The sequence below is a fragment of the Altererythrobacter chaiwopuensis genome (genome assembly GCF_054957755.1).
Genome location: NZ_JBTXJG010000001.1, coordinates 89,716 through 114,558 on the forward strand (window position 1 = coordinate 89,716; position 24,843 = coordinate 114,558).

24 protein-coding genes, 2 tRNA genes and 1 riboswitch are annotated in these 24,843 nt (G+C 62.4%); of the genes, 7 read left to right on the plus strand and 19 right to left on the minus strand.

The annotated features are described in order from the left end of the window. Together ACX2DJ_RS00495 and mmsB are read left to right on the plus strand one after the other, a co-directional pair. Window positions 1–342 carry a hypothetical protein gene (locus ACX2DJ_RS00495; protein WP_462570372.1) on the plus strand — a complete coding sequence of 114 codons (342 nt, stop codon included), beginning with the start codon at window positions 1–3 and terminating at the stop codon, window positions 340–342. A gap of 5 nt (window positions 343–347) precedes the next feature. Then, window positions 348–1,214 (plus strand): 3-hydroxyisobutyrate dehydrogenase, encoded by an 867-nt coding sequence (mmsB, locus tag ACX2DJ_RS00500; RefSeq protein WP_462570374.1) that lies wholly within the window; start codon window positions 348–350, stop codon window positions 1,212–1,214. Here mmsB and ACX2DJ_RS00505 read toward each other — a convergent pair. Continuing rightward, complete coding sequence (locus tag ACX2DJ_RS00505; RefSeq protein ID WP_462570375.1) at window positions 1,201–1,926, minus strand: Nmad3 family putative nucleotide modification protein; 726 nt, start codon at window positions 1,924–1,926, stop codon at window positions 1,201–1,203. The genes mmsB and ACX2DJ_RS00505 overlap by 14 nt on opposite strands. A gap of 176 nt (window positions 1,927–2,102) precedes the next feature. Between ACX2DJ_RS00505 and ACX2DJ_RS00510 the strand changes: the two genes are divergently transcribed. Further along, a complete protein-coding gene (locus ACX2DJ_RS00510) occupies window positions 2,103–3,386 on the plus strand; it encodes a lipopolysaccharide biosynthesis protein (RefSeq protein WP_462570376.1) in 1,284 nt (427 codons plus the stop codon). 20 nt (window positions 3,387–3,406) lie between these two features. Here ACX2DJ_RS00510 and gcvPB read toward each other — a convergent pair whose 3' ends face one another. From gcvPB to gcvT, 4 genes are read right to left on the minus strand one after another with little or no spacing between them, the layout of a single operon-like run. Continuing rightward, window positions 3,407–4,969, minus strand: coding sequence for an aminomethyl-transferring glycine dehydrogenase subunit GcvPB (gene gcvPB, locus ACX2DJ_RS00515; RefSeq protein ID WP_462570377.1), 1,563 nt, complete (start codon window positions 4,967–4,969; stop codon window positions 3,407–3,409). Next, window positions 4,966–6,342 carry an aminomethyl-transferring glycine dehydrogenase subunit GcvPA gene (gene gcvPA, locus ACX2DJ_RS00520; protein ID WP_462570378.1) on the minus strand — a complete coding sequence of 459 codons (1,377 nt, stop codon included), beginning with the start codon at window positions 6,340–6,342 and terminating at the stop codon, window positions 4,966–4,968. Before gcvPA ends, gcvPB begins: the two co-directional genes overlap by 4 nt. Window positions 6,343–6,384: 42 nt before the next feature. Next, window positions 6,385–6,756 carry a glycine cleavage system protein GcvH gene (gcvH, locus tag ACX2DJ_RS00525; RefSeq protein WP_462570380.1) on the minus strand — a complete coding sequence of 124 codons (372 nt, stop codon included), beginning with the start codon at window positions 6,754–6,756 and terminating at the stop codon, window positions 6,385–6,387. Between the two features lie 4 nt (window positions 6,757–6,760). Further along, window positions 6,761–7,894 carry a glycine cleavage system aminomethyltransferase GcvT gene (gene gcvT, locus ACX2DJ_RS00530; RefSeq protein ID WP_462570381.1) on the minus strand — a complete coding sequence of 378 codons (1,134 nt, stop codon included), beginning with the start codon at window positions 7,892–7,894 and terminating at the stop codon, window positions 6,761–6,763. 153 nt (window positions 7,895–8,047) lie between these two features. After that, a riboswitch (glycine riboswitch) is annotated at window positions 8,048–8,146 on the minus strand. A 250-nt stretch (window positions 8,147–8,396) separates the two neighbouring features. On the opposite strand from gcvT, the gene ACX2DJ_RS00535 reads away from it, so the two are divergent. After that, on the plus strand, window positions 8,397–9,596 hold the full coding sequence (locus tag ACX2DJ_RS00535; RefSeq protein WP_462570383.1) for a cation:proton antiporter: 1,200 nt from the start codon (window positions 8,397–8,399) through the stop codon (window positions 9,594–9,596). Here ACX2DJ_RS00535 and metH read toward each other — a convergent pair. From metH to ACX2DJ_RS00555, 4 genes are read right to left on the minus strand one after another with little or no spacing between them, the layout of a single operon-like run. Then, window positions 9,593–12,220, minus strand: a complete 2,628-nt coding sequence (metH, locus tag ACX2DJ_RS00540) for a methionine synthase (protein ID WP_462570385.1) — start codon at window positions 12,218–12,220, stop codon at window positions 9,593–9,595. The genes ACX2DJ_RS00535 and metH overlap by 4 nt on opposite strands. Further along, window positions 12,220–13,266, minus strand: coding sequence for a homocysteine S-methyltransferase family protein (locus ACX2DJ_RS00545; RefSeq protein WP_462570386.1), 1,047 nt, complete (start codon window positions 13,264–13,266; stop codon window positions 12,220–12,222). The genes metH and ACX2DJ_RS00545 overlap by 1 nt, the downstream gene beginning before the upstream one ends. Then, entirely contained in the window at window positions 13,263–14,192 is a 930-nt protein-coding gene (metF, locus tag ACX2DJ_RS00550) for a methylenetetrahydrofolate reductase [NAD(P)H] (RefSeq protein WP_462570387.1), read from the minus strand. Before metF ends, ACX2DJ_RS00545 begins: the two co-directional genes overlap by 4 nt. After that, window positions 14,189–15,175, minus strand: a complete 987-nt coding sequence (locus tag ACX2DJ_RS00555; protein WP_462570388.1) for an ArsR/SmtB family transcription factor — start codon at window positions 15,173–15,175, stop codon at window positions 14,189–14,191. Before ACX2DJ_RS00555 ends, metF begins: the two co-directional genes overlap by 4 nt. 270 nt (window positions 15,176–15,445) lie before the next feature. On the opposite strand from ACX2DJ_RS00555, the gene ACX2DJ_RS00560 reads away from it, so the two are divergent. Further along, window positions 15,446–16,690, plus strand: a complete 1,245-nt coding sequence (locus ACX2DJ_RS00560) for a serine hydrolase domain-containing protein (RefSeq protein ID WP_462570389.1) — start codon at window positions 15,446–15,448, stop codon at window positions 16,688–16,690. 58 nt (window positions 16,691–16,748) lie between these two features. Here ACX2DJ_RS00560 and ACX2DJ_RS00565 read toward each other — a convergent pair. Together ACX2DJ_RS00565 and ACX2DJ_RS00570 are read right to left on the minus strand one after the other, a co-directional pair. Then, window positions 16,749–16,824, minus strand: a tRNA-Thr gene (locus tag ACX2DJ_RS00565). A gap of 65 nt (window positions 16,825–16,889) precedes the next feature. Beyond that, a tRNA-Cys gene (locus tag ACX2DJ_RS00570) sits at window positions 16,890–16,963 on the minus strand. A gap of 124 nt (window positions 16,964–17,087) precedes the next feature. Between ACX2DJ_RS00570 and ACX2DJ_RS00575 the strand changes: the two genes are divergently transcribed. Further along, window positions 17,088–17,867 carry a thioesterase family protein gene (locus ACX2DJ_RS00575; RefSeq protein WP_462570391.1) on the plus strand — a complete coding sequence of 260 codons (780 nt, stop codon included), beginning with the start codon at window positions 17,088–17,090 and terminating at the stop codon, window positions 17,865–17,867. Window positions 17,868–17,892: 25 nt separating this feature from the next. Here ACX2DJ_RS00575 and ACX2DJ_RS00580 read toward each other — a convergent pair whose 3' ends face one another. The 7 genes from ACX2DJ_RS00580 to ACX2DJ_RS00610 all read right to left on the minus strand — a co-directional run bounded on the left by ACX2DJ_RS00580 (window position 17,893) and on the right by ACX2DJ_RS00610 (window position 22,392). Next, window positions 17,893–18,699 carry a crotonase/enoyl-CoA hydratase family protein gene (locus ACX2DJ_RS00580; protein WP_462570393.1) on the minus strand — a complete coding sequence of 269 codons (807 nt, stop codon included), beginning with the start codon at window positions 18,697–18,699 and terminating at the stop codon, window positions 17,893–17,895. 68 nt (window positions 18,700–18,767) lie between these two features. Continuing rightward, a complete protein-coding gene (locus ACX2DJ_RS00585; RefSeq protein ID WP_462570394.1) occupies window positions 18,768–19,175 on the minus strand; it encodes a winged helix-turn-helix domain-containing protein in 408 nt (135 codons plus the stop codon). Next, complete coding sequence (locus ACX2DJ_RS00590; protein ID WP_462570396.1) at window positions 19,172–19,597, minus strand: JAB domain-containing protein; 426 nt, start codon at window positions 19,595–19,597, stop codon at window positions 19,172–19,174. Before ACX2DJ_RS00590 ends, ACX2DJ_RS00585 begins: the two co-directional genes overlap by 4 nt. After that, window positions 19,594–20,115, minus strand: a complete 522-nt coding sequence (locus ACX2DJ_RS00595; protein WP_462570397.1) for a hypothetical protein — start codon at window positions 20,113–20,115, stop codon at window positions 19,594–19,596. The genes ACX2DJ_RS00590 and ACX2DJ_RS00595 overlap by 4 nt, the downstream gene beginning before the upstream one ends. Before the next feature lie 16 nt (window positions 20,116–20,131). Further along, window positions 20,132–20,464 (minus strand): hypothetical protein, encoded by a 333-nt coding sequence (locus ACX2DJ_RS00600; RefSeq protein ID WP_462570398.1) that lies wholly within the window; start codon window positions 20,462–20,464, stop codon window positions 20,132–20,134. Between the two features lie 27 nt (window positions 20,465–20,491). After that, window positions 20,492–21,082 (minus strand): helix-turn-helix domain-containing protein, encoded by a 591-nt coding sequence (locus ACX2DJ_RS00605; protein WP_462572514.1) that lies wholly within the window; start codon window positions 21,080–21,082, stop codon window positions 20,492–20,494. A 110-nt stretch (window positions 21,083–21,192) separates the two neighbouring features. Then, window positions 21,193–22,392, minus strand: a complete 1,200-nt coding sequence (locus tag ACX2DJ_RS00610; RefSeq protein WP_462570399.1) for an LL-diaminopimelate aminotransferase — start codon at window positions 22,390–22,392, stop codon at window positions 21,193–21,195. A gap of 132 nt (window positions 22,393–22,524) precedes the next feature. Between ACX2DJ_RS00610 and ACX2DJ_RS00615 the strand changes: the two genes are divergently transcribed. Further along, complete coding sequence (locus ACX2DJ_RS00615) at window positions 22,525–24,432, plus strand: PHA/PHB synthase family protein (RefSeq protein ID WP_462570400.1); 1,908 nt, start codon at window positions 22,525–22,527, stop codon at window positions 24,430–24,432. Here the strand turns inward: ACX2DJ_RS00615 and ACX2DJ_RS00620 are convergent. Continuing rightward, on the minus strand, window positions 24,429–24,839 hold the full coding sequence (locus tag ACX2DJ_RS00620; RefSeq protein ID WP_462570401.1) for a hypothetical protein: 411 nt from the start codon (window positions 24,837–24,839) through the stop codon (window positions 24,429–24,431). The two genes, ACX2DJ_RS00615 and ACX2DJ_RS00620, sit on opposite strands and share 4 nt — an antisense overlap. Window positions 24,840–24,843 lie beyond the last annotated feature (4 nt).

Below are 24,843 nucleotides of genomic sequence, written 5' to 3' on the forward strand. Positions count from 1 at the left end.
ATGAAGCCGTTTTACCTTCTTCTCATGGTGCTTTGGGGCGCGTTGGCCTTCTATACTGGTTACGTCGCTGCCGATCAGGGGCTGAACCTGTTCCCCCATTTTTTCGGTGCCATTTCCGAATGGACCTGGCAGGGACAATTCAACTTGGATTTCATGTTGATGCTGTTCCTGGCCGCCAGCTGGACGGCGTGGCGCAACGGTTTCTCCCCCGCAGGGATGATTCTGGCAGCCGTGGCTTTCCTGGGCGGCGCCGGCTTCTTGCTGCCTTACCTCACCTTTCTTGCCTGGAAGCATAGCGGTGATACCGCTGCCGTGATGCTCGGCACCAATCTCAAGGATTAAGCGCAATGAAGATCGCATTCATCGGCCTCGGCAATATGGGCGGCGGGATGGCCGCGAACCTCGTCAAGGCCGGGCACGAGGTGCGCGCCTTCGATCTTTCCGAAGCGGCGCTGGCTGCCGCGCGCGAGCATGGCTGCGCGACTTTCACCAGTGCTGCCGAGGCGTGCGAGGGCGCGGAGGCCGTGGTTTCGATGCTGCCCAATGGTGCAATCGTGAAATCGGTCTATACCAGCGACGTGATCGGCAAGGCGCCCAAGGGTGCCGTTCTGCTCGACAGTTCGACCATCGACGTCGCCACCGCGCGCGAGGTCGTTTCACAAGCTGAATCAGCGGGTTATGACATGGTCGATGCCCCGGTTTCGGGCGGGATTGCAGCGGCCAATGCAGGCACGCTAACCTTCATGGTTGGCGGCACAGAAAGCGCCTTCAAACGGGCAGAACCGATCCTTAGCGCGATGGGCAAGGCGGTGATCCACGCGGGCGATGCGGGCAATGGCCAGGCCGCCAAGATCTGCAACAACATGCTGCTGGCGATCCACATGATCGGCACTTGCGAAGCGTTCGAAATGGCGCAGAAGCTGGGGCTCGATCCGCAGACCTTCTTTGACATTTCCAGCGTCTCCAGTGGCCAGTGCTGGTCGATGACCAGCTATTGCCCGGTTCCCGGCGTCGGGCCGCAAAGCCCCAGCGATAATGATTACCAGGGCGGCTTCGCCACGGCGCTGATGCTCAAGGATCTGAAGCTGGCGATGGAAGCGGCGCAGGCTTCCGGCGCCTCCACCCCGCTGGGCAAGCATGCGCAGGAGCTCTACGAGGCGTTCGCGGAGCAAAACGGCGGGCTGGATTTCTCGGCGATCATCAAGACGCTCTGATCTCGTCCAGAATCCCTGCCAGCCAATCGCGCGGTGGCTGCCGCCGCCCGATATCGGCGACGAATTCCTGCCCGCGAGCCACACTGCGCAGCCTGCCGCCGCGCAACCATCGGTCCGCTCGATCGTGATAGGTCAATTCCCCGCGCCTCAGCCAGTCCGGGCGCCGCCAAAGCGTGACAGGACCGCCCGGCACGCTCAGCCGCAGAGTCTCACTCGCACGCGCCGCCACCTGCCCCGGCCCGCGATAGATGCAATCGTTGCGGTGATGCATCGCCAGTGCGTGCGGATGGCCAAGCTCGACCAGTCCCTGCGGGGCGCCATCCGCCAACGGCACAATATCGTCCACTTCGAGGTAACCGAAAATGCGGTGATGCGGTTCGCCGCCCGCTTGGTCGCGGAACAGGCCGAAGAACAGGAACACGTCCCCCGCCTCTACCCCCTGCCGCTCAAGGTGGGTTTGCGCTGCGCCGCACTGGCCAAAGGCGCAGGTGCCATCTGCCAGAAACATCGGATCGTGGTGACATAGATCCCCCTCTCCCAGTCTGCCCTTGCTCGCCCGCGCGGCATGCTCCCCCAATCCAAGCGCGCCATAGGTGGTGCGCGAGGCCGCACCTGCCGGGATCGGCAGGCTGACGGGCCTGCCCGCGATGACCGGCGAAGGCCCGCCACCCGCCGCGCTGTCAAACCCCTTGCGACTGAAGATAATCCGCATGCTCCTCTCCTGCCGCCAGCCCTGATGGATGACAAGGCTTTGCCTAGCGCCAATTCGCGCCTAAGGGGCGTTGCAATGAACGGCATGAACCCCGCACGCACCGTGGCAGGCGCGCCTTGCTATCTCTTTGCCGCAGGAGAATTGGCGGCAGGTTGAGCCTGCGCGCTGTAACTGCAATGCGACGTCTCTTCGGAAACATAGGCTGGCTTCTGACAGGGCGCGGAGTGAACGCGGTTCTGAGTCTGGTCTATCTGGCGCTGGCCACGCGTACGCTGGGACTTGAGGGCTTCGGCCATTTCGCGATCATCGTGGCACTGGGCCAGGCGGTGATGGGGCTCGCCAATTTCCAGACCTGGCAATTCGTGGTGCGCTGGGGTGCCGGGCCTGATGGTCCGGGCGAGGCGACCGGCTTCGCCATCGCGCTCGATCTGCTCAGCCTGGCGCTGGGCACGGTGCTGGCCGCAGTCCTGGTGGGAACGGCGCCTTACTGGTTGCCGCTTCCACCTGACCTGCTGCCAATCGCCTTCGGCTATTGCATGGTTTCCTTGCTCGCGATCCGGACCACGCCCACCGGCCTGCTGCGGCTGCGCTTCAGATATGGCGTGGCGACCACCGTCGAAGCGGTGCAGCCGATCGTTCGCGCGACCGGCGCCGGGCTGGCTGTGATCTTCATGCCATCCGTATTTGGCTTCATTCTGGCATGGGCGGCCGCCGAAATTGCTGTGGCTGCCGCGCTGTGGATCGCAGCCGCACGGATCGAGCGGATCGACCTGTCGCAGATCAGCCTACGCAATATCCCGCGCGACCATCCCGATGCGTGGCGCTTTGTCTGGTCGACCAATTTCAGCGGCAGCCTCAATATCGGCGGAAAGCAGATGATGATCCTGCTGGTCGGCTCGATTGGCGGAGAGGTGCTGGCGGGCGGCTTCCGCGTCGCCTCGCAATTGGGGCAAGCGTTGGTGCAGCTGGCGCAGACCGTTTCCAAGGCGATCTATCCCGAACTTGTCCATGCGCGCGACACCGCGCATGACATCGCCCGGCGGATGGCCAATATTGCGCTGATCGGCGGCATTCTGGCGGTGCTGTTCGCCTTGTTCTTCGGGCGTTGGGGCATCGAAGCGATCGCCGGTGCAGAATTCAGCAAGGTCTATTGGGCAATGGTGATCCTGTCGATTGCCGGGGCGATCGAGATGGTCGGGGCAAGCTTTGAATCGCTGCTGGTTTCAGCCGGGCGCGCGGGCACCGCTTTCATTGCCCGCGCTGTGCCCACCGTGCTTGCCTTTGCGCTGCTCAACACCGCTATCGAATGGAACGGGCTCAAGGGCGCAGCCTTTGCAGTGCTGGGATCGAGCCTGCTGTCGGTGGTCGGCTTCTGGATCGCGATCCTTTCACTCCAGCAGATCCGCATCCTGATCGAACCCGACACGAAGCCTGACGCGGAAAGCAAAGTCTCGCGATAACCACTGCCAACTCCGGGAAATCAGCCGTCCGGCGCTTCCCAGGTGAGCTTGGGCCTTCGCGCGGCCAGCGTTTCGTCAAGCCGGCGGCGCGGCGCGTAATAGGGCGCCTGCTTCATGCTTTCGTCGCCCTCCCGCGCCCGCTCTGCCAGCGATCGGAAGGCGGTGATAAACTGGTCAAGCGCGGCCTTGCTCTCGGTTTCGGTCGGCTCCACCAGCATCGCGCCATGCACCACCAGCGGGAAATACATCGTCATCGGATGATAGCCCTCGTCGATCAGCGCCTTGGCCAGATCTAGCGTCGACAGATCGCCGCCAAAGCCCTTGTCGCCGAACAGCGCCTCATGCATGCACGGCCCGCTGGCGGCAAAGGGCGCGTCGAGCAAATCTTCCATGCTGCGCAGGATATAATTGGCACTCAGCACCGCGTCTTCGGCCACCTGCTTGAGCCCGTCTGCCCCATGGCTGAGGATATAGGTCAGCGCGCGCGTGAACATGCCCATCTGGCCGTGGAAGGCAGCCATCCGTCCAAAGGCCTGTGAATGGCCGCATTCCTCGGCACCCTCTTCCTCCACCAGATGCACCACGCCATCGGCGGTGCGCGCCGTAAATGGCAGCGGCCCAAAGGGCGAAAGCGCTTCGGACAGCACCACCGGGCCAGAGCCCGGCCCGCCGCCGCCATGCGGGGTAGAAAAGGTCTTGTGCAGATTGATGTGCATCGCATCAACGCCAAGGTCGCCCGGGCGCACCTTGCCGACGATGGCGTTGAAGTTCGCCCCGTCACAATAAACGAAGCCGCCCGCTGCGTGCACCGCATCGGAAATCGCCTTCATGTCGCGCTCGAACAGCCCGCAGGTATTGGGGTTGGTGATCATCACCGCTGCCACGTCCGGGCCCAGCCGCGCCTTGAGCGCCGCCAGATCAACCCGCCCGTCTGCATTCGCGGGGATATTTTCGACGCGGTAACCGGCAAAGGCAGCGGTGGCCGGATTGGTGCCATGCGCGCTTTCGGGCACCAGCACCACTTCGCGCGCATCGCCGCGCGCCTCCAGTGCCGCGCGAATGCACAATATGCCGCACAGCTCGCCATGCGCCCCCGCCTTGGGGGTCATCGCCACGCCGTGCATGCCGGTGAGATCGATCAGCCAGAACGCGAGCTCATTGATCACTTCGAGAGCACCGCGCACGGTTTCCTGCGGCTGCAACGGGTGGACATCGGCGAAGCCGGGCATGCGCGCCACCTTCTCATTGAGGCGCGGATTGTGCTTCATGGTGCAGCTGCCAAGCGGGAAAAAGCCCAGGTCGATGCCATAGTTCTGGCGGCTGAGCCGGGTGTAATGCCGCACGGTTTCCGGCTCGGTCAGGCCGGGTAGCCCGATCGGCTCGGTCCGATCAAGGCCGCCCAGGCGGTTGGGCGCATCGGCACTTGGTTCGGGCAGGTCGACCCCGGTCACATCCGCGCGGCCGATCTCGAACAGCAGCGGCTCTTCCAGCATCAGTGCACGGTTGCCAGTGGTTGTGGCTGGCCCGGAGCCTTCGCCGCGGGTCATTTCGGGCTTCCAACCGGATGCGTTGGGGGAGTTCATGCCGAAACCTCCGAGCCAAGAACTTTTTCCAGTGCGCAGGCAAGGGCTTCGATATCCTCCTCGGTGGTGGTTTCGGTCACTGCGACCAGCAGCCCTTGGGACAGGCGCTCAACGCCGGGATAAAGCCGCCCCAGCGACACCCCGCCAAGCACGCCCATGTCCGCCAGCTTGTGCACCACAGCGCGGGCATCCTGCCCGATCATCAAGGTGAATTCGTTGAAGAAGGTGCCGTTGAGCACGCTCACGCCCGGCACCTTGCCCAGCCGTTCGGCGGCATGGCAGGCGAGCCGGTGGTTTTCCGCTGCCAGCGCGCGCAGGCCCTTTTCGCCCAGCAATGTCATGTGGATGTTGAACGCCAGCGCGCACAACCCGCTATTGGTGCAGATGTTGCTGGTCGCCTTTTCGCGCCGGATATGCTGCTCGCGGGTGGAAAGCGTCAGCACGAAGCCGCGCTTCCCCTCCGCATCCACTGTCTCGCCGCACAGGCGCCCCGGCATCTGGCGCACGTGCTTTGGATCGCGCACCGCGAACAGGCCCAGATAGGGCCCACCGAATTGCAGCCCGACGCCCAGCGACTGCCCCTCGCCCACGACGATATCGGCGCCCATTTCGCCGGGCGATTTGATCGCGCCCACCGCCACCGGCTCGGTATTGACCACTACCAACAGCGCGCCTTTCGCATGCGCAGCTTCGGCGATCGGTGCAAGATCGGTGATCCGGCCCAGAATGTCGGGATATTGCACCACCACGCAGCTGGTCTGCTCGTCAATCCGCGCGATCAGCCCGTCATTGTCGGGCGCAGCCTGCATGCTCGGCATGGCATCGGCGATCTCGTCACCGGTGAACTTCGCCATGGTGCGCACCACTTCGGCATAGTGCGGGTGGAGTGCGCCCGAAAGCACGGCGCGTTTGCGCCGCGTAACCCGGCCCGCCATCGCTACCGCTTCCCAGCACGCAGTCGACCCGTCGTAGAGCGAGGCGTTGGCCACCGCGCAGCCATAAAGGCGGGCGACCTGCGTCTGGAATTCGAACAGCATCTGCAGCGTGCCCTGCGCGATCTCGGGCTGATAGGGCGTGTAGGAAGTAAGGAACTCGCCGCGCTGGATGATATGGTCGACGCTGGCGGGGATATGGTGGCGATAGGCCCCCGCCCCCAGGAAAAATGGCGCATCCGCCGCCGCAAGGTTCTTCGTCGAAAGCGCGCGCATGTGCCGCTCGACCGCCATCTCCCCGGCGTGCAGCGGCAGGCCCGCAATCGGGCCGGACAGCCGCGCCGCTTCGGGCACGTCGACGAACAGATCGTCAATGGAGGCCGCGCCGATCCGGCCCAGCATTTCGCCGCGGTCGGTGTCGGTCAGTGGTAGGTAGCGCATTCTAACTCCTAATCACCCCCCCGCCATTGAGAAGGGCTGGTATCAAAGCTCGTCGACAAACGCCTTGTATGCCGCCTCGTCCATCAGCCCGTCGAGCTCATCCTTGTCCGCAATCGTCATGCGGAAGAACCAGCCATCGCCTTCAGGATCGGTATTGACCAGCGCGGGGTCTTCTTCGAGGTTCTCGTTCGTTTCAAGCACCTTGCCGCTGATCGGCGCGTAAACATCGCTTGCTGCCTTCACGCTTTCGACCACTGCGGCATCGCCGCCCTGCTCAACCAGCGCGCCAACCGCAGGAAGCTCGACGAATACAATGTCGCCGAGCTGTTCTTGCGCATAATCCGAGATGCCGACGGTGGCGGTTTCGCCTTCGACATCGATCCATTCATGTTCATCGGTGAAGTAACGCGGCATCAGATCAGCTCCCTCGATAATAGCGGTGCGGAACAAAAGGCATGGGTGTAACTGTAGCGGGCAGGCGCTTGCCGCGAACCTCGATTTCCAGCGCGGTGCCATCTGCGGCCTGCGCACTATCGACATAGGCCATCGCGATCGGGCGCCCGAGCGTGGGCGAAAAGCCGCCGCTGGTGACGATCCCGACCTTGGAATTGCCTGCAAAAACCTCGGCCCCTTCGCGCGCGGGCATGCGGCCATCGAGCATCAGGCCAACCCGCTTTGTCGCCGGGCCTTGCGCCAGCACGCGGCTGACCGCTTCGTGGCCCATCCAGCCGCCCGTCTCGCGGCGGCTCTTTGTAAGCGCGAAAACCAGATCGGCACTGACCGGATCGGTATGGGTCGTGAGATCGTGCCCATAGAGCGGCAGACCGGCTTCCAGCCTCAGCGAATCCCGCGCACCAAGCCCGGCGGGCCTGACCCGCTCGTCAGCCACCAAGGCATCGGCCAGCCTGGCACAATGCTCAGCGGGCACAGAGATTTCGAAGCCGTCCTCACCGGTATAGCCTGCACGGCTGACCCATAGCGGCACCCCGCCCCAGTCAAACATGGCGGCCGTCATGAAAGTGAGCGCACCGCTGCCCGGCAGCAGCGCTTCGAGCACTTCGCCCGCCTTGGGCCCCTGCAATGCCAGCAGCGCCTGCTCGTCATGATGGGTGAGCGTGATCTCGTCAGGCAAATGCTCGCGCAGATGGGCGATATCATCCCACTTGCACGCGCCATTCACTACCAGCGCGATATGCGGGCCGACATTGGTCACCATCAAATCGTCAATGATGCCGCCTTCATTATTGAGCAGCAGCGAATAGCGCATCCGCCCTTGCTTGAGCGAGGCAATCGCGCCGGGGAGCAGTTTTTCCAGCTCACCTGCCGCATCATCGCCGCTCAGCGTGAGCTGGCCCATATGCGAAACGTCAAACAGGCTGGCGCTCTCGCGGGTCCAGTTGTGTTCGGCCACGATGCCGCCATGCTCACCGGCATACTGGATCGGCATTTCATAGCCTGCGAAGGGAACCATGCGCGCGCCAGCTGCGCGATGCCAGGCATCAAGCGGCAGCTTTTCCAGCGGAATTTCTTCGATGGGTTCGTCTTCGCTCAATTCACGTGTCCCCGCACAGCAGGCGCAAAGCTTCACCTTGAAGCCTTGATCCATACCCCCTCTGTCGGGTGACCTGAGAGCTTGGCCGGGCATGCGCCGGGCGTTCCCCTTCGGTGGCGTTTTCCAGCCGAAAACGCGCTTTCCAGAGTGCTGACACGCGCTGCGGTCCATTTGCCTGAGAGTTTCCGGGGTGGTTGCTCCTTCGGCGTCGATTGGCCCGGGGGCCGCTCGAACTCTCCCGCTGACGCGCCTGCAGAATCGCTTCCACAGCAGCCAAATCGCTCTGCGCGATTCGCGCGTCCCGGTCAATTGCGCAGGCTACTCCAAGTCCGGATGAACCACAGGATTCGCTTGATCCGCGGCAGGGTCAGGGCACCATGGCCCTCCTCCGGCAACCGCTGCGCAGGCGATGCCCGTATCCACAAGATCAGGACAAGCCGGATTTCCCGATTGCCAGATTTGGCGAGCCGCGCCATTTGCTGACCGGGTCGAAAGGGAAAACGTGAACCTCACCGAAATCTACCTGATTGCGCTCGTGATCATCTTCACCGTGCCGTGGCTGGTGTGGCGCCTGCTGCGCACCGATTACTGGGCTCCGCTGGTGGTGGTGCAGATCGTTGGCGGGATCCTGCTCGGCCCGGGCGTCCTCGGCGCGGCCTATCCGGATTATTACACCTTCGTGTTCAGGCCCGACGTGATCGTGGCACTGAACGGGGTCGCGTGGTGGGCGGTGATGCTGTTCGTGTGGATCGCCGGGATCGAGCTCGATCTGTCGCAGGCGTGGAGACACCGGCGTGAAACGGGAATTACCGCGGGCCTGGCGCTGGGCGTGCCGCTGGCGCTGGGGGCACTTGCGGCCGCGCTGCTGCTGCAATGGCCCGGCTGGCGCGGACCAAACGGTTCGCAATGGCAGGCGGTGCTGGGAATCGGCATGGCCTGCGCGGTCACCGCGCTGCCGATCCTGGTGCTGTTCATGGAGAAGCTGGAGATCCTACGGACCCCGCTGGGCCAGCGCATCCTGCGCTATGCCAGCCTGGACGATCTCGCCATCTGGGGCGTGCTGGCGCTGATCCTGCTCGATTGGGATCGGCTGGCGCGGCAGGGCGCGTTCATTCTGGGCTTCGCGATAGCGGCGTTTCTTATCCGGCGCCTGATGGCCCGGCTGAGCGAGGCGGACCGATGGCCCGTGGGGCTGATCTGGCTGGCGCTATGCGGGCTGGCCGGGGACTGGTCAGGCCTGCATTACATGGTCGGCGCATTCCTGGCGGGCGTGGTGCTGGACGCGCGCTGGTTCGGGCACGATGCGATGGACCGGTTCCGCGGCGTTGTGCTGCTCACGGTAATGCCGGTGTTCTTCCTCTCGACCGGCCTCAGGACCGAGTGGGAGGGCGGCGGGCTGCCGGTATTTGGCGCGGCCGCGCTGCTGCTGGTGGCGGCGGTGGGCGGCAAGCTTGCGGGTCTGCACCTTGCCGGCCGGATTCTCGGCTGGGCCAAGGGCGAGGCCAGCCTGATCGGCTGGCTGCTGCAGACCAAGGCGCTGATCATGATCATCTTCGTCAACATCCTGCTCGACAAGCAGGTGATCACCGGCACCGCCTTCACCGCCCTGCTGCTGATGGCGGTGGCGAGCACCATGCTGACGGTGCCGATGGCGACGCCGCTACTCAGGAAGCTGGGGGCGGTGCGGGGGCGGGAAGCCTAATCCAAATTCGGGCGGAGCCACCGTTCGGCTGTAGCTATATCGACACCCCTGCGCGCGGCGTAATCTTCCACCTGATCACGCCCGATCCGCGCAACGCCGAAATACTGGCTTTCCGGGTGGCCGAAATAGAACCCGCTTACTGCCGCAGTCGGCCACATGGCAAAGTTCTCGGTCAACGTTAGGCCGGTGTTCCGCTCTGCTTCGAGCAGGTCGAACAGGATCGGCTTGAGGCTGTGATCCGGGCAGGCGGGATAGCCCGGCGCCGGGCGGATGCCGCGATATTGCTCCTTGATCAGCGCTTCATTGGTGAGCTGCTCGCCCTCCGCATAGCCCCACAGATCGGTGCGGACATGCCGGTGCAAGGCTTCGGCAAAGGCTTCGGCAAAGCGGTCTGCCAGCGCCTTGAGCAGGATATCCGAATAATCGTCCTTGTCAGCCTGGAAGCGCTTCGAATGCTCCTCTATCCCGTGGATGCCGACAGCAAACCCCCCGATCCAGTCACCCGCCGGGTCGATGAAGTCTGCCAGGCACATATTCGCCCGGTCGCGGCTCTTCTTCACCTGCTGGCGCAGGAACGGCAGCACGACATGTTCCTCGCGGCTGACGTGGTGGATGGTCACATCATCGCCGTCGCGCGCGCAGGGCCACAGCCCTGCCACCCCGCGTGCGGTCAGCCATTTTTCGGAGACGATCCGGTCAAGCATGGCATCGGCATCGGCCTTGAGCTGGCGCGCGGTTTCGCCCACCAATTCGTCATCCAGGATGCCTGGATAGGTGCCATGCAGCTCCCACGCGCGGAAAAACGGGGTCCAGTCGATATATTCGCGCAAATCCGCGAGATCCCAATCCTCGAACACGTGCAAGCCGGGCTTGGTCGGCGGTGCAGGCTTGTCGCTGAGATAGGCATCGTAATAGTTTGCGCGCGCTTCCTCCAGCGAGAGGAGGACGCTGGGTGACTTGCCCGCACGCGCATCGCGCACCTTCGCATATTCGCTGGCCGTATCGCTGACAAAGCCATCACGCTGGGTATCTGACAGCAGCCGACTGGCCACCCCTACCGCGCGGCTGGCGTCAAGCACATGGATCACCGGGCCTTCATAGGCGGGATCGATCTTGAGCGCGGAATGCACCTTGCTGGTGGTGGCCCCGCCGATCAGCAGCGGCATGGTCATGCCCGAACGCTGCATTTCCTCGGCCACGGTCACCATTTCGTCAAGCGAAGGGGTGATAAGGCCCGAAAGGCCGATCATGTCAGCCCGATTATCCTCGGCAGATTTGAGGATGTCCTGCCACGGCACCATCACGCCCAGGTCGATCACGTCATAGCCATTGCACTGCAGCACCACGCCGACGATGTTCTTGCCGATATCGTGCACATCGCCCTTCACGGTCGCCATCACGATCTTGCCCTTGGCCTTGCGTTCAGCCTCGGGCAGCAAATCCTTTTCGGCCTCGATGAAGGGGATGAGTTGCGCCACCGCCTTTTTCATCACACGGGCTGACTTGACCACTTGAGGCAGGAACATCTTGCCGCTGCCGAACAGGTCACCGACAACATTCATGCCGTCCATCAGCGGGCCTTCGATCACTTCGATCGGGCGCCCGCCGTTTGCCGCGCGCGCCGCGCGCGCTTCCTCGGTGTCTGCTACCACATAGGCGTCGATGCCCTTGACCAGCGCATGCTCAAGCCGCTTCTCGACCGGCCAGCTGCGCCATTCCTCGGCCTCCTTCTCGGCCTTGACGTCCCTGCCCTTGTAGCTCTCGGCAAGGTCGATCAGCCGCTCGGTGGCATCGGCACGGCGCATCAGGATCACATCCTCGCAAGCCTCGCGCAGCGCAGGCTCGATATCGTCATAGATGTCGAGCTGGCCCGCATTGACGATTGCCATGTCGAGCCCGGCGGGAATGGCGTGATAGAGGAACACCGAATGCATCGCGCGGCGCACAGTCTCGTTGCCGCGGAAGCTGAAGCTGAGGTTGGAGAGCCCACCTGATATCTTGGCAAAGGGGCAGGCGGCCTTGATCTCGCGAACCGCCTCGATGAAGTCCAGGCCATAGCGGTCATGCTCTTCGATGCCGGTCGCGATGGCGAAGATATTGGGATCGAAGATGATATCTTCGGGCGGAAAACCGATCCCGGTCAGCAGCTTGTAGGCACGGGTGCAGATCTCGACCTTGCGCTGTTTGCTATCGGCCTGGCCGGTCTCGTCGAAGGCCATCACCACGGCAGCCGCACCATAGAGCATGCACTTGCGCGCTTGTGCCAGGAAGGCTTCCTCGCCTTCCTTCATAGAGATCGAATTGACGATCGGCTTGCCCGATACGCATTTGAGGCCGGCCTCGATCACCTCCCATTTGGAACTGTCGATCATCAGCGGCACGCGCGCGATATCGGGCTCGGCCGCGATCAGCTTGAGGAATGTGGTCATGGCTTCGACCGCGTCAAGCAGGCCCTCGTCCATATTGACGTCGACCACCTGCGCGCCGTTTTCGACCTGCTGGCGTGCGACTTCGACGGCGGCAGCATAATCGCCCGCCATGATCAGTTTCTTGAAGGCCGCCGATCCGGTGACATTAGTGCGTTCGCCGATATTGACGAAACGGGCAGTAGAAATCTCGGTCATCAGGCAGCAATCGTGAAAGGTTCGAGCCCGGCAAGGCGCATTTCGGGGGCAAGCGAGGGCACCAGGCGCGGCGCGATACCCTCAACCGCCTCGGCAACGGCAGCGATGTGTTCCGGCGTAGAGCCACAGCAACCGCCGAGGATATTGACCCTTCCGCCTTCGGCCCATTGCCGCACCAACCGCGCGGTGGTTTCAGGCAGCTCGTCATATTCGCCCAGTTCGTTGGGCAGGCCGGCATTGGGATAAGCCATAAGCAGCGTATCGGCGATCTGGCTTAGCAGCTGCACATGCGGGCGCAGCTGATCCGCGCCAAAGCTGCAATTGAGCCCGATCGTGGCGGGCCGTGCATGGCGCACCGCATACCAGAAGGCCTCTACCGTATGGCCCGACAAATTGCGGCCTGAAAGATCGGTGAGCGTGAGCGAGATCATCAGCGGGATATCCTGCCCCCGCTCTGCCTCAAGCTCCTTCACCGCCATGATCGCGGCCTTGCAATTGAGCGTATCGAATACCGTTTCGATCAGGATGAATTCCGCCCCGCCCTCTAGCAGCGCGGCGGCCTGTTCGCGGTAAACGTCCTTTACCTCGTCGAAGGTAACTTCACGAAAGCCGGGGTCTTCGACATCGGGCGAAAGCGACAGCGTCTTGTTGGTCGGTCCCATTGCGCCGCACACGAAGCGCGGCACGCCATCCTTCGCCGTCGCCTCATCGCAGGCCTGGCGGATGATCCTGGCTGCAGCGACATTGATTTCGTGCACCAGTCCTTCGGCGCCATAATCGGCCTGGCTGATGCGGTTGGCGTTGAAAGTATTGGTGGCCAGCACGGTGGCGCCAGCGGCGATATAGCGGTCGCAAATCGCCCGGATCACCTGCGGCTGGGTGAGGTTGACCAGATCATTATTGCCCTTCTGATCTTGCGCCAACCCGGTGTTCCCGGCGTATTCCTCTGGCGAAAGCTTCGCGTTCTGGATCGCGGTGCCATAGGGGCCGTCCTTGATCAGGATGCGTTCTGCCGCAGCGGCGTTCAGTCTTTCGCGCGCGTTCACGATGCGCCTCCCGTCGGCCTGCGGCCCAGCAAATGGCAGACCGCATAGCTCAGTTCTGGCCGGTTGAGCGTGTAGAAGTGGAAATCGCGTACCCCGCCCGCATAGAGCCGTCGGCACAGTTCGGCCGCGATGGTCGCGGCGACCAGCTGGCGCGCGGCAGGGCGCTCGTCCAGCCCTTCGAACAGGCCATCCATCCATGCGGGGATCGCCGCGCCGCAGGCCCCGGCAAATTTGCGTGCCTGCGCCACATCGGTCACCGGCAGGATTCCCGGCACCACCGGGGCATCGATCCCCTGTCTGGCCAGCTCGTCGCGGAAGCGGAAAAAGGTATCGGCAGAGAAGAAGAACTGCGTGATGGCGCGGCTGGCCCCGGCATCGAGCTTGCGCTTGAGATTGTCGATATCGGATTGCGGGCAATCGGCATCGGGGTGCGTTTCGGGATAGGCGGCAACCGAAATCTCGAAATCGGCGATCTGCTTGAGCCCTGCGACCAGCTCGGCCGCGTTGCGATAGCCCTCTGGATGCGGCACGAAGGGTGCGCCGGGCTCACCAGCATCACCGCGCAGCGCAACGATATGGCGCACGCCCGCTTCCCAATATTGCTCGGCCACCTCGCGGATTTCGGCCTTGCTGGCATCGACACAGGTAAGATGCGCGGCGGCGGGGAGGCCCGCCTCCGATATGATCCGCGCCACGGTGGCGTGGGTGCGTTCGCGGGTCGAGCCGCCAGCGCCATAGGTGACTGAAACGAAGTTGGGTTCGAGCACCTTGAGCTGCTCGACCGTATCCCACAACTTGGCTTCCATCTTCTCCGTCTTGGGCGGGAAGAATTCGAAACTGATCGACAGATCACCCGGCAGCGCCGCGAACAGCGGGCTGTCATGGGCGGTGAATTCCTCGTGGCGCGGATCGAGTATCTCGCTCATGCCGCAGTCTCCTTCAGCGACCTTTCGCTTGCCGTATCGCGCCGCTGGCCAAGCCAGATCTTGACCACCAACTCACCCCCGTCAAGCGCGACGGGGGCGCTGGCAGAATAGCCCGCATCGCGCAGCAACTGGCGGATCTGGCGGTCGGCGAAGCCAAGCCGGGCATGCGCGTGGCGCTCGCGCAATTCCTCGCGCCCATGCGCGGCAAAATCGACGATCGCAATGCGTCCACCGGGGCGCGTGACCCGCGCGGCTTCTTGCAGCGCGATCTCGGGATGCTGGGCGAAATGCAGCACCTGGTGCAGCAGCACAGTGTCAAACTGCGCTTCGGCAAAGGGAAGGTCGGTAAAGTCACCCTGAACCAGTTCAAGCTTGTCGGCAGGCAGGTCCTGCAATCTCGCCCGCGCCAGCCTGAGCATCTCCAGGCTCTTGTCGAGTGCGGCAATCCGATCGGCACGGCCCGCGAAAAGCTCGGCCATGCGGCCGGTGCCCGTGCCAATGTCGAGCAATTGGCCCAGCGGTGCATCACCCAGCGCCGTGACCAGCGCCTCTTCCACTTGCCGGTCAGGGCTGTGCATGCGGCGCAGTTCGTCCCACTCTCCGGCATGACGCTCGAAATAGGACTGGGCTGCCTGCTCGCGCGCTGCCCGGATCGCGGCAAGCTTGCGCCGGTCTTCAAGGCACTGGCGGGCGAAACCTTGATCCTCGTGTTCCGCCGTCGACAGCAGGCTGGCGACAGCTGCGGGAAGCGGGGCGAGCCCGTCCGCCGTGGCCGGCGTGTGCAGGAATACCCAGCTGCCTTCGCGGCGGCGCTCGGCAAGGCCGGCATCGCACAGGATCCCGACATGGCGCGAAACGCGCGGCTGGCTTTGCCCCAACACCTGGGCGAGTTCACCCACGGCGAGCTCCATCGCCGCCAGCAGGCGCATGATGCGCAGCCGGGTCGGGTCAGCCAGGGCCTTGAGGATGGTTTCCAGATGCATTGCAGAACGAGGATATAAAGATATTTTTATATCTGTAAATCACTCGATTGTCTGGCCAACGAATTTTCGCCCCGCCGGCAAGATGTCTGGTGCGCAGGTTTTCACCCGAAAAGCAAGGGGCACCGTGGTGCAAGGGGCGTGTCCGCCCGCCATGATTGCGGCCACCAAGTTGCCTGCGCAAATCGCTGTGTCTAAGGGTTGTCGGGATGCCAGGTGCGCAGCACTTCGCTGGCAGCCTACGCCAACACCCACCGTCATCGGGGAGCTTTCATGACCAGTCCTTTTGCTTGCACCGATCCCGCCGCGCTCGGCTTTGACCCGGATCGGCTTGATCGGATCGGCCCGTTCCTGCAGCAAAACTATCTCGATAGTGACCGCCTGCCGATGACCCAGCTGGTGGTCGCCCGTGATGGCCAGCCGGTCTACTACGATGCACGCGGCCGCATGGGGGAAGACCGCGAGAGGCTGCGGGATAACGCGATCTTCCGCATCGCATCGATGACCAAGCCGGTCACCTCGATCGCATTCATGCAACTGGTCGAGCAGTGCAAGGTGGCACTGGAAGAACCGGTAACCAAGGTCCTGCCCGAATTCGGCAAACTCAAGGTCTATGGCGGCGGCGGGGGCGGCATTCCCTTCGCGCCCGGACAACCGGCCCCGGCCATGCGCTTCGTTGACCTGATGACCCACATGTCAGGCCTCACATACGGATTGCAGAACCGCACCAATATCGATGCGATCTATCGCGAACATAATCTCGATTTCGCCCGCAGCCGCCACAGCTCCGACGAATTCATCCGCATTCTTGCCGATCTGCCGCTCGAATTCGCGCCGGGGCAAGGCTGGAACTATTCGGTCGCTACCGATGTGTTGGGCATCTGTGTCGAACGGATCAGCGGCATGCGGCTGGGAGATTATTTCCGCGAGCATATCTTTGGCCCGCTGGGAATGACCGACACGGCTTTTGGCGTCGGCTCCGGGCAGCAGCAACGGCTGGTCGATGCCTATCAATACCGGCCAGGCGAGCCGCCCGCGATGATCGATGCCGGCCCGGCCAGCAAACTCACCGGGCCCGGGCGGTTCGACAGCGGCGGCGGCGGGCTGTGCGGCACCATTGCCGACTATCACCGCTTCACCAGCATGCTGCTAGGGAACGGCGAACTGGACGGTGCGCGCATCATCAGCCCCAAGACCCTGCGGTTGATGCGGACGAACCATTTGCCCGGCGGGGCAGACCTTACCGAAATGTCACGCAGCCTGTTTTCCGAAAGCAATAATGCCGGAACCGGATTCGGCCTCGGTTTCGCCATGGTGATCGACCCTGCCAAGACGCTGATCCCGTCAAGCCCCGGTGAATTCTATTGGGGCGGCGCCTATTCCACCGCCTTCTTCGTCGATCCGCTGGAAGGCATCACATGCGTTTTCATGACGCAGGTCTATCCCTCCAGCACCTATCCCATAAGGCGCCAGCTCAAGACCCTGATCTATTCGGCGCTCTCGGACAGCCGGCTTTGATCTGCACGGAAGCGGGCGGCGCGGATCGCCTGCTGCTTCCGGCGATGTCAGGACTGGGTGGTGCCGCTTAGGTGACTCGAACACCTGGCCCCATCATTACGAATGATGTGCTCTACCAACTGAGCTAAAGCGGCACTCTCCCATCCGGCCCATAATCGCCTCGCAGCCTTGCCGCAACGCCATCATGCGCCAAATGAAGTGGAGGCCCGAGCCGGAATCGAACCGGCGTGCAAGGATTTGCAGTCCTCTGCGTAACCACTCCGCCATCGGGCCTCGCCCCGCCCTCTCGGGCCGGGAAGCGGCGCACTAGCGATTCATCGCACGAATGGCAATCGCATTGATGCCTTCCGTAACGTCAGTCTGGACGCGCTCGCGGAAAATCGACAGGACGATCAGCATGAGCGTTGCAAGACTTCTTGAACCGATTACCGGCCGCACCGGCACCGTGACCCTGGCCGATGCCGAGGACTGGCTGCAGGGGCGCACGCTTTATGGCGGCGCGTCTGCCCTGATCGCCTATACTCAGGCGATTCGTGCCTTCCCCGATCTGCCTCCACTGCGCGCGGCGCAGATCGGCTTTGTCGCGCCGGTCGGCGAGCAGGTGGAACTGCACGCCGAGATCGTGCGCCAAGGCCGCAATGTCGCGCAAGTGCGCAGCGAGATTCGCTGCGATGGCCAGATTGCGCTGACCGCATTCTTGCTGTTCGGCGTAGCACGCCAAGCCAACGCAATTTTCCCGGCAGCCCCTCCGGAGGATTTCCCCCCACCGCCCGAACAAAGTGGCAGTGCCATGTCGGACAAGGGCCCAGGCTTCATCCGCAAGAATTTCGAGCTGCGCCGCGCGCAGGATTTCAGCGGCCCCGGCACGCCCGTGGTGAGGCGCTGGGCGCGGTTGACCAGCGCCGAAGGCCTAGATCCGATCAGCAGCCTGGTGTTGATGGGTGATGTCCTGCCGCCCGGGGCAATGCGCGCGATGCAGCGGCAAGGCCCGATCAGTTCGATCAACTGGAGCTTCAACCTGCTCGACACCGCGCCTGCAACCCGGGGCGGATGGTGGTTGTCGGAAAACGCCAGCCAGCATGCCGACGAGGGCTATTCATCCGAGCGGCTGCGCTTGTGGAACACCGAAGGCAAGCAGGTACTGGACGGGCTACAATCAGTAGCGATTTTCGGCTGACCTGCGCGGCGCCATTTGCGGATCGCTAGACGTCCTCGAAATTGGGCTTGCGTTTTTCCATTCCCGCCATCACCGCTTCAACCTGGTTCTTCGAACGCATGATCGCATGCTGCTCGATACTTTCTTCCAGCAGGATCGCATCGGTGCCGCGTTCAACCATGCCGGCATGCAGCCGCTTGGCAGCGCGGATCGCATGCGGGTTGCGATTGGCGATCTCGCTGGCGATCGCCGTAGCCTTGGCCAGGGGATCTTCACTCACATGCGTGGCAAGGCCAAGGCCCTGCGCCTCGGCTCCGGTGAATTCGCGATTGGTATAGACCAGTTCGCGCAGCACATCGTCACGCACCAGGCCGCGCCATAGCGCATATCCGCCCATGTCCGGCACAAGGCCCCATTTAAGCTCCATGATCGCCATACGCGTATCAGGATGGACCACGCGGATGTCCGCCCCGCTGGCGATTTGCAAGCCGCCGCCGAAGCACACACCGTGAACCGCGGCGATCACCGGCACTGGCAGCTTGCGCCACAACATCGCCGCCTGCTGGGCGCGGTTGGAATTGCCGTGGGTACGCTCGGTCAGTCCGGGCTCATCGGGGCTTGGCGTTCGGGCGAAATTGGACAGATCGAGCCCGGCGCAGAACGCGCGTCCTTCCCCTGACAGGACAACTGCGCGCAGGCCCTTCATCTTGTGAAGCGCGCGACCTGCATCAATGATGGCGTTAAACATTGCCTGATCAAGCGCGTTCATCTTGTCAGCGCGAGTGAAGCGCACTTGGGCCACGCCGTCAGCGCCCAGCTCGATTGAAACCCGGTCATTGTCCTGCATTGTCATATCGCCTCGTGGCATTTGCTGCTGCAGCTCAAACTGGACGATGACGATCAGGCTGTCCAGCTACCGATTCAGGCGATCTTGTCATTTGGCTTTGCCGCGCGAAAGCGAAACACGCTCGGGCCTGGTGGTGCATCAAGGTAATATCCGCCTTCGGGATGGGTCACCAGCATCCAGCCCAGGCCGAACTGGCCAAGCTTTCCGCGAACCCGCGCCACATGAACTGCCACGCTGTTGGTCCCCGGTTCCTGCTTGATCCGCCAAACTTCCGCCAACAGCTGCTTGCGCGTCAATGGCTGCCCGGGGGACAGTGCCAGCCGCCACAGCAATTCGAACTCGCGCGGGTGCAGGTGCAACCAGCGATCATCAACCCGGCCATCGCGATGGAACAGGTCGAGCGTCACGTCGCCAACCTCGATAAATCGCGGGATCAGCTCTTCATTGCCCGGCCGCAGGCGGCGGGCACTGGATGAACTCATAATCTTCCCCCTGCCCGCATCGAGTAGAGTTTCTCGCGGGTAAGAATCAGGTGATCGAGCAATTCTATGCCGAGCGCGCGGCCGATCTGTGCCACGCGCCTGGTGGCAAGGATGTCGCTTTCGCTCGGGCGACAGTTCCCCGAAGGGTGGTTGTGCGCAACGATGAGAAAGCGCGCACCCAGCGCCAGTGCCCGGGCGAAGAGTTCGCGCAATTCGATCGTCAGGTGTGCCGATTGCCCACTGCCCAATACGCAATCGTCGAGATAACCGCGCCCGCCGTCGAGGAAGATCGCGTGGAAGCGCTCTTCATCCAGGTTCGCGGTGGCAAATATTTCCTGCAGATAGCGGATGAGCGCTGCCAGCTGTTCGAACCGGGCCGACGGCGCAGCATCGGGATCGCAGGCGAGATCGGCTGTGATCATGCGCGAAACTCGAAGCGTGAAAGGAACAGTTGCCAGCCCGCCGCGTGGTTACCCAGCCGCCAGTCGCGATAGGCGCCATGCAGGCGTTTGCGCCGGGCGTGAAGGATCAACCCGCCAGCCATCAGGCCCAGTTGGAAATAACCGGGCGCGAAGGCCAGGATCGTATAGGCTATGGCGCTAACCTGATCGACCAGCTCCCTCACCACATGCGCAAGCATTGCCAGGACCTGAAAGGCGGCGATCCACAAGGCATAAAGCCGGTTGGCGTTGAGTGCGATCACGACAAAGGCCACCAGTGCCATGAAATCGTTGATCGCACTCAATATTTCCAGATTGTTATGACTGAACTGCGCGCCCCAGATCGCCCGATATACGGTATCGAGCCCTTTGAAGAGTACGAGCCAGGTCAAGGCGATTGCCTTTTCCGGTCCGCCACCCCAAACGAGTGCCGCAAGGCAGATCATCCAGGCGGCGATCGATTGCGCCTCGGCGCGATATTCCAGAACCAGGCTCAGCATATCGGTCTTTGTACAATCACGCCGGAACGGGCGTGCGTTCTTCAATGGCCGAAGGTTCAATCACGGTGGGCGCGCCTGTGTCTTCGGCGGCGTAGACATGGGCGACCTTGCTCAGTTCGTCATGCACCCGCAAAAGGCTGGTCGACATCGCCATGGCTTGCTGCTCGGCTTGAGTCAGCCGCATCAGTGCCTTCTGCCCGGCATCGACCCCGACCGCAGGATTCTGTCGCGCGGCAAGCATCGCCTGCTTGAGTTTGGCGAAGGCCAGCATGGATTCGTCTGCCAGCGCTTCCGCTTCACGAACCAGCTTCTTGAGATTTCGGGTGTCATTGAAAATACGGTCAGACATGAGCGGTCTCCGGGTCTGCCACGCTCGTCAAGCAGCCTGATAATAATCCTCGGGGACGGCCGCCTTGCCATCCATCGCTTCGGTCAGGCTCAGGGCGGCAGTCACCATAAGAACGACCGCTGCCAGTATTGCAAACGCGATCCCCGCGATCGCCGCCAGACGAAGCAGGACGGCATTGTCGCCATCGAGCACCCCGGGGACGATCCTTGGCTCATCCATTATCTTCCATGGAACCAGACCGCCAAGCGGCATTACATCGCTCAGCACGATCTCGCCCGGATCGACCCGGAGCTGATCTTCATGCGAGTTGGCACCCCCAGCGAGCTGATTTTTCCTGTATGCAGATTCGCTCAAGCCCCCTTCAGGTGGGGTTGCGCCTAGTCGAAGCTCCTCATTTTCCTCGGTAAATTCTTCACCAAATTCTTCGCGGTAACATTCGACCAGCTCATTGAGGCTATCGACCCGATAGAAATCCTTAAGCGCCCGGATATGCTGGTTTATCCTGGTTTCAGATACATTGAGCTCTTGCGCGATGACCTTGATCGGAACCCGACGGTCGATTCGCTCAAGCACAGCCAGCTGGCGCTTTGTCAGTGTTCGCCGTTGGGCGGCCCCCATCAATCACTCCAATTCGCAGCGGACGACCAAACGGCAGCGACCCTACCATGATCTTGCCGCAATGGCTCCGAATTTTCGCGACTGACAGTCGCCTTCAGCTGATCCGATGCTCAAGCCGCCGAGCTGTTGACGCCCAGGCTGGTAAGGTAGCGGCGGATGTTGCGCGCTGCCTGGCGCAGGCGCTGCTCATTCTCGACCATCGCAATCCGCACGAACCCCTCGCCTTTCTCGCCATAGCCTACACCTGGCGCAACCGCGACCTTCGCCTCGGTCAGAAGCTGCTTGGAAAATTCCAGACTGCCCATATCGGCCAGCGCCGGTGGCAGCGGAGCCCAAGCGAACATCGAGGCTGGCGGCGCGGGAATTTCCCACCCGGCGCGGCCGAATGCCTCAACCATCACATCGCGCCGCTTGTGATAAAGCTCACGGTTCTTGTCGACGATATCCTGCGGGCCGTTGAGCGCAGCGCAAGCGGCCGCCTGGATCGGGGTGAAGGCACCGTAATCGAGATAGCTCTTCACCCGTGTCATCGCCGCTATCAGCTGCTGGTTGCCAACAGCAAAACCCATCCGCCAGCCTGCCATGGAATAGGTTTTCGACATGCTGGTGAATTCGACCGCGACATCTTTCGCGCCCTTGACCTGCATGATCGAGGGGGTCGGCTTGCCGTCAAAATAAAGCTCGGAATAGGCCAGGTCGGACAGGATCCAGACCTTGTTGTCGCGCGCCCAGTCAACCAGCCGTTCGTAAAATGCCAGATCGACCACTTCCGCAGTCGGGTTCGACGGATAATTCACCACCAGCACGCTGGGGCGCGGCACGGTGAAGGCCATCGCCTTCTCAAGGCTGGTGAAATATTCCTCGTCTGGCGTCGTGGGCACGGAACGGATTGTCGCCCCGGCTATGATGAAACCGAATGTGTGAATCGGGTAAGAGGGGTTGGGAGCAAGCACCACATCGCCAGGCGCAGTGATTGCCGTGGCAAGGCTGGCCAGCCCTTCCTTCGATCCCATGGTCACCACCACCTCGCGCTCGGGATCGAGATCGACGCCGAAACGGCGGGCATAGTAATTGGCCTGCGCCCGGCGCAGCCCCGGAATGCCCTTGGACTGGGAATAACCATGCGCATCGGGCTTGCGCGCCACCTCGCACAGCTTGTCGATCACATGCTGGGGCGGCGGAAGATCCGGATTGCCCATGCCCAGATCGATAATATCTTCACCGGCCGCTCGGGCCGCTGCACGCATCGCATTTACTTCGGCGATGACATAGGGCGGCAAGCGCTTCATGCGGTAAAAATCGGTATCCATCCGGGTCCTTCCTAGGGGCCAATGCACGATTGCTGTGCCCATTGCATACGAATCTACGCTAATAGTAGTCGAACTGAAACGCCAATATTGCTATACTGCATTGCAGCATGAAAAAACAGGATCGAACAGCCGATGGGCGATGACGCCAATGACAAGTGGGGCAGCCAGGGCGAACCCTTCCGCGCATTCTTCGATATGCAGGGCGAGGCCATGCGCGAGCTGATGGGCAATTTCATGCCCGCCGGGCGCGATATGGCACTTCCCGGGCTTGGCGATGACGCGGCACTGGGGGCGGATGCGCGCGAATTTGCCCAGGCTGCGCGCGAGATCCAGTCAATGTGGTTCAAATTCATGGCAGAGCGCACGCAAGGCCAGCCAGAAGGGGCCAACCCGTTCGATCCGACGCAATGGCTCACTCTGGCGCAGGGCATGGCCAGGCAAATGCCGCGGGAGCCTATGGATACAGCTCAGAAATTTGCCACCGACACGATGGCAGTCTGGCAAGGTGTGTTGGGCAGTTTCCTGGGCGGCGAAGGCGCAGGCGGGAAAGGCTCCGCTGATGCATTGCCGCGCAAGGACCGGCGCTTTGCCGCCGAGGAATGGCGCGCTCATCCCGCCTTTGCGCTGTTGCACCAGACCTATCTGATGATGGCGGAATATTTCGTGGGCGCGGCGAAGCAGGCTGAAGGGATAGCGCCTGAAAAACGCAAGCAACTGGAGTTTGCCACCACCGCGCTGGTCGAAGCGATGAGCCCGGACAATTTTATCTTCACCAATCCCGTGGTGCTGAAACGCACGGTCGAAACCAGGGGCCATAACCTCGTCAAGGGTATGCGCCATCTGATCAATGATCTGAAGCGTGGCCAGCTGACCCACACCGATGCCCAAGCTTTCGAACTGGGCGTGAACCTGGCGGCCACCCCGGGCAAAGTCGTGCACGAAACCGCGCTCTACCAGCTGGTGCAATACAGCCCGTCCACCGCGGATGTGCTGGAAGTGCCGCTGGTGATATTCCCGCCGTGGATCAACCGCTTTTACATCCTCGACCTGACGCCCCAGAAAAGTTTCATAAAATGGGCGGTGGACCAGGGGATCACTGTGTTCGTGGCAAGCTGGAAATCGGCCGACGCGAGCATGAAGGACGTGGTGTGGGACGATTACATCCGCGCCCAGATCGATGCGATCGACACCGTGCGCGAACGGCTCAAGGTGCCTTCCGTCCACACCATCGGCTATTGTGTTGCGGGCACCACACTGGCCGCCACGCTGGCGGTGCTGGCGAAGCGCGGCGAAGCAGACAAGGTGAAGAGCGCAACGTTTTTCACAGCGCAGGTCGATTTCGAGAAGGCGGGCGAGCTAAAATCTTTCATCGATGACAGCCAGCTCGAGATGATCAAGGGCCTGTCGAGCGACGGCTATCTTGACGGGCGGTATCTCGCCGCAGCCTTCAATTCACTGCGCGGCAAGGACCTGATCTGGAACTATGTCGTGAACAACTACCTGCTGGGCGAAGATTATCCCGCTTTCGACCTGCTGCACTGGAACGGCGATGTCACCAATCTGCCCGGCAAATGGCACATCGATTACCTGCGCGACCTGTATCGCGACAACAAGCTGGTGGTACCCGGCGCACTGAGTGCGGACGGTACGCCGATCGACCTGACCGAAGTCACAACGCCCAGCTATGTCCAGGCCGGGCGCGAGGATCATATCGCCCCCGCGCAAAGCGTGTGGCGTATCACCGAACACTTCAAGGGACCGCTTACCTTCGTGCTGGCGGGTTCGGGCCATATCGCGGGCGTGGTCAACCCACCGTCCGCCGGCAAATACCAGTACTGGACCGGTGACAGCGAAGCCTGTTCGCTCAAGGAATTTGTCGCGGGCGCGACCGAGCACCCAGGCAGCTGGTGGCCCCATTGGCTCGAATGGCTTGAAAGCCAGGATGACAAGCGCGTGCCCGCAACCGGCAAGCGCAAGCCTGGCGGAAAAGGCGATCATGTGATCGAAGACGCCCCCGGCAGATATGTGAAAACGCGCTAAGGCATTAATCCAAAGCCCGTTTCCGGTTTATTGTGCGGTGCACAAAAAATCCTTGACTTCGGAGCTGCAATGCCTATTTTGTGCACTGCAACATAAAGCGAGGTTCCCATGGCAGAAGAAGCCAAATCAAAAATCGATGCCGCTGCAGAAAAAGCATACGCTGAAGCAGCTGCAAAGAAGGGTGTGAGCGAAACAACCGTCGAGAAGGCGGTTGAGGCTGACGCGCCCAAGGCGCCGGTGAAGCCCGCCGCCGTAAAAAAAGCGGTAAAGGCCCCGGCCAAGAAAAAGACCGCGAAGAAGGCCGTCACCAAAAAGGTGGCTCCGAAGAAGGTTGCCGCCAAGAAGGCTGCGCCCAAGAAAACCGTCAAGGCTGCCGCGAAAACCGCAGCGCCTGCCAACACGCTCATTCAG

Bases quoted from the DNA above. Each gene is read 5' to 3' on its own strand.
- metH (WP_462570385.1), bottom strand. From the start codon at position 12,220: ATGACCGAGATTTCTACTGCCCGTTTCGTCAATATCGGCGAACGCACT.
- ACX2DJ_RS00600 (WP_462570398.1), bottom strand. From the start codon at position 20,464: ATGTCTGACCGTATTTTCAATGACACCCGAAATCTCAAGAAGCTGGTT.
- ACX2DJ_RS00580 (WP_462570393.1), bottom strand. From the start codon at position 18,699: ATGACAATGCAGGACAATGACCGGGTTTCAATCGAGCTGGGCGCTGAC.
- ACX2DJ_RS00620 (WP_462570401.1), bottom strand. From the start codon at position 24,839: ATGAGCGTGTTGGCAGGCGCTGCGGTTTTCGCGGCAGCCTTGACGGTT.
- ACX2DJ_RS00555 (WP_462570388.1), bottom strand. From the start codon at position 15,175: ATGCATCTGGAAACCATCCTCAAGGCCCTGGCTGACCCGACCCGGCTG.
- ACX2DJ_RS00560 (WP_462570389.1), top strand. From the start codon at position 15,446: ATGACCAGTCCTTTTGCTTGCACCGATCCCGCCGCGCTCGGCTTTGAC.
- ACX2DJ_RS00575 (WP_462570391.1), top strand. From the start codon at position 17,088: ATGAGCGTTGCAAGACTTCTTGAACCGATTACCGGCCGCACCGGCACC.
- gcvPB (WP_462570377.1), bottom strand. From the start codon at position 4,969: ATGAACTCCCCCAACGCATCCGGTTGGAAGCCCGAAATGACCCGCGGC.
- ACX2DJ_RS00610 (WP_462570399.1), bottom strand. From the start codon at position 22,392: ATGGATACCGATTTTTACCGCATGAAGCGCTTGCCGCCCTATGTCATC.
- gcvPA (WP_462570378.1), bottom strand. From the start codon at position 6,342: ATGCGCTACCTACCACTGACCGACACCGACCGCGGCGAAATGCTGGGC.
- ACX2DJ_RS00615 (WP_462570400.1), top strand. From the start codon at position 22,525: ATGGGCGATGACGCCAATGACAAGTGGGGCAGCCAGGGCGAACCCTTC.
- ACX2DJ_RS00605 (WP_462572514.1), bottom strand. From the start codon at position 21,082: ATGGGGGCCGCCCAACGGCGAACACTGACAAAGCGCCAGCTGGCTGTG.
- ACX2DJ_RS00595 (WP_462570397.1), bottom strand. From the start codon at position 20,115: ATGCTGAGCCTGGTTCTGGAATATCGCGCCGAGGCGCAATCGATCGCC.
- metF (WP_462570387.1), bottom strand. From the start codon at position 14,192: ATGAGCGAGATACTCGATCCGCGCCACGAGGAATTCACCGCCCATGAC.
- mmsB (WP_462570374.1), top strand. From the start codon at position 348: ATGAAGATCGCATTCATCGGCCTCGGCAATATGGGCGGCGGGATGGCC.
- gcvH (WP_462570380.1), bottom strand. From the start codon at position 6,756: ATGCCGCGTTACTTCACCGATGAACATGAATGGATCGATGTCGAAGGC.
- ACX2DJ_RS00590 (WP_462570396.1), bottom strand. From the start codon at position 19,597: ATGATCACAGCCGATCTCGCCTGCGATCCCGATGCTGCGCCGTCGGCC.
- ACX2DJ_RS00510 (WP_462570376.1), top strand. From the start codon at position 2,103: ATGCGACGTCTCTTCGGAAACATAGGCTGGCTTCTGACAGGGCGCGGA.
- ACX2DJ_RS00585 (WP_462570394.1), bottom strand. From the start codon at position 19,175: ATGAGTTCATCCAGTGCCCGCCGCCTGCGGCCGGGCAATGAAGAGCTG.
- ACX2DJ_RS00505 (WP_462570375.1), bottom strand. From the start codon at position 1,926: ATGCGGATTATCTTCAGTCGCAAGGGGTTTGACAGCGCGGCGGGTGGC.
- ACX2DJ_RS00495 (WP_462570372.1), top strand. From the start codon at position 1: ATGAAGCCGTTTTACCTTCTTCTCATGGTGCTTTGGGGCGCGTTGGCC.